The 2727-nt window shown below is 47.1% G+C and carries 4 protein-coding genes; all 4 read right to left on the reverse strand.

Annotation, left to right across the window (positions count from 1 at the left end):
• Positions 1-559, reverse strand: a 559-nt coding sequence (locus AC3B8H_RS20100; RefSeq protein WP_488443297.1) for a type I restriction-modification system subunit M N-terminal domain-containing protein, incomplete at its 3' end; no start/stop codon positions are given.
• A 152-nt stretch (positions 560-711) separates the two neighbouring features.
• Positions 712-1818 (reverse strand): tyrosine-type recombinase/integrase, encoded by a 1107-nt coding sequence (locus AC3B8H_RS20105; protein WP_488443298.1) that lies wholly within the window; start codon positions 1816-1818, stop codon positions 712-714.
• 9 nt (positions 1819-1827) lie between these two features.
• Complete coding sequence (locus AC3B8H_RS20110) at positions 1828-2298, reverse strand: helix-turn-helix domain-containing protein (protein WP_488443299.1); 471 nt, start codon at positions 2296-2298, stop codon at positions 1828-1830.
• A 203-nt stretch (positions 2299-2501) separates the two neighbouring features.
• Positions 2502-2727: tyrosine-type recombinase/integrase (locus AC3B8H_RS20115; RefSeq protein WP_488443300.1), on the reverse strand; the 226-nt coding region annotated here is incomplete at its 5' end.

Below are 2727 nucleotides of genomic sequence, written 5' to 3' on the forward strand. Positions count from 1 at the left end.
TATAGTTGGAGATCAGAAATTCGTAGGCATCGCCAAACAAGTCGATGTGGCTGTCGTCAAACTCGCCAAAATCCAGCTTCTCCACGCCTTTGAGCACGGCAGCCAAGCGGGTGTTTTTGTCGGCCACTGTGTTGCCGAGGCGGTTGCTGGTAGTATCGAAATCGGCAAACAGGCCTTTGATGTCGCGCTCCGACGGGTAGCCGTTAGCGGAGCTTTCGATGGCGGCAAAGATAGCGGCCAGGTCGGTATTCAGGCTGTCATTGGTGTTGGCGCTGGCAGCGATATTGATAAACAGCTGACTGGGGTAAAGAAAAAAGCCCTTGGTTTTAATGGCATCGTCTTTGATTTCCAGGGTGATGACACTATCGGGCAGTTCGGCATAGTGGATGCTGTCATCGCCGCCTTCGATATAGCTAGCAAAGTTTTCGCTGATAAAACGATAGAACAGCGTGCCGAGTACGTATTGCTTAAAATCCCAGCCATCCACCGCGCCACGTACCTCATTGGCGATTTGCCAGATTTGGCGTTGCAGTGCGGCGCGTTGTTGGGTGCTGGTCATTCTGGGGTTCCTGTTTAAATACGTTTTGAATCATCATTAAATCAAAAGCAACGCGGCATTTTCTAAGCATGGTGGCCTGATGCTTTATTAGATTAGCCGTGCTCGGCCTTGCAAAGCCTTGGATTTTAACAATCAGCAAGGTTTACGGTTATCTAAATTCGCTGGACTTGCTGTTCCGCCATTACCTTGTAAACCATTCTGACAATGTCATCCGCATTTTGGGTACTGGGTGTTCGCGGCAGTTTGAGTTGGTGAATAATCTCGCCCTGCCGATGCAGCTGTACATCGCCGTAGCTGTACAAGGTAGTTAATACGTCCTCATGGCCGAAATTCTGGCTCCATGCCTTAAGGTGTTCCGGTGTTTGGCAAAGCTGCTGGCCCAGTGTGGTTAAGGTGTTCCGAAAGCTATGCGGATTGAAGTAAGGCAAATCGGCCGCTTCAAACGCCTCGCGAAAAATAGCACGTATCGGCGATGCATTGCTCCAGTGAGATTTTTCCAACCCGACGGCTTTAAAGGTGCGATCTTCACCGACACCAACTTGAGTTTTTGGGAACAGCGGGTCATCGTTACCCCAAAGTAATTCATTTTTCAGAAAGCGAACCCAGTCCTGGATAATCATTTCAATCTCGTCGCCAACCGGAAAAAAGTAAGTGGTGAAGGTCTTGCTGAATTTGGTTTTCACGTCACGCGCATCTTGAAACACGTTTCTGCCGGCAATATCGATATGTTTCAATTTCATCGAGGCGATGGCACTGTCGCGTGCGCCAGTCAGCAATGTGAAGGCAATCAGGGCGCGGTTACGGCGCTCGATGTCGGTCTGGTGCGGCATCAACTGGATGACATGATTTATCTGCTCTAGGGTTGGCACCGGTTTTGGCCGTTTTGCCGTGGCAATGCGAACCTCTTTTTCCGACAAGTTGAAATACTCGGCGTCACTGTAGTTGATGCGCGATTTATAGCCGGTTTGCATTGCCAGCCACTGGAAGAACGCTTTTAGCTGGCCTAGCGTGGAATGCATGGTGGCTTTGCTGATCGGCTTGCCGGTTTGTTGATTGAGTTGCTTGGCCAAATGATGCTTAAATCCCACGGCCTGTTCATAATGAAAAGCCTTGAAATCGCGGTTTTTGTTGTAGGCTTCAAAGCGGCTGATAGCCTTGGCCACCGCATCGACCGAGCTTTCATTTTGCCGCTTGGCTTCCTTGAGAAAAGTGAAGTATTGGCGCTTGATTCGCTCGTTGTTGGCATTGTATTTGGTCATGGTTTTATCTCACTGATTGAAGTCACTGTTTACGAGGGGGTTGTCACTCTCGCTTATGTGTTTCAGTGGTTTCGTGTCCGTGATGTCCAAGTAGCCCCGGATTTCATCGAGTCGGGTGAATTTGACGAACTTGTTGATAATGCCGCCGCAGTCGGGGCAAAGACCGATCAATCGCCCTGTGTCAGAATTTAGCGGTTCATAATCAGCCATGTTTTCGGCTGGCCGTTGCGTTACCTTGCAGCTTACGCAATACATTTCAAAGAGCTGGCATTTTCGTTTCCTGCAGGTTCGTTTGCTTTGCCAGTAGCGACGAAGATCGGCGCCAGCAATCAGGATGGGGCGTTTACGATCAATCGTTAACAGCCCGTCTTTGATCCAGAGCCTCACGGTGTTTTTGTGTACCGCATACAGCATCGCGATTTCTTCTACCGTGTAATTTCGGTGAATTTTGGCGCGATTGGGATTTTGGAGTTTAGCCATTTAGCCTGCTCTATTTTTGATGGGGCATGGTTAATGTAGGTGTGTCGCAAAAACAATCACGCAGGACTTTGATAAGCCATTTATTTTGACTTAAAAATCAAATACTTATGTAATTTTTTATAAGTCAAAAACATTAATAGCTGTTTTTCGTTCACAAATCGTTCACAGTGAACAGGAAAAACTAGCTTATATATTAAAATATATTAATTTAACTTTAGTGCTATATCCGCAGCGTTTAGGTGTGTGTATCTTTTTAGCATTGTTAAAGTTTTATGCCCCGTGACAGAAGAAACTTCCATTGTGTTTAAGCCTTTTTCAAAAAGTCTTGAAGTTGCTTCGTGTCTTAAATCGTGAAATCTTAAATCTTTTAGTCCTGATCTTATGCAGGCGCGGCGAAAAGCTTGCGAAACAGAGTCGGGCTTAGTGGTA

This window comes from Methylomonas sp. BG-2, from assembly GCF_057766305.1.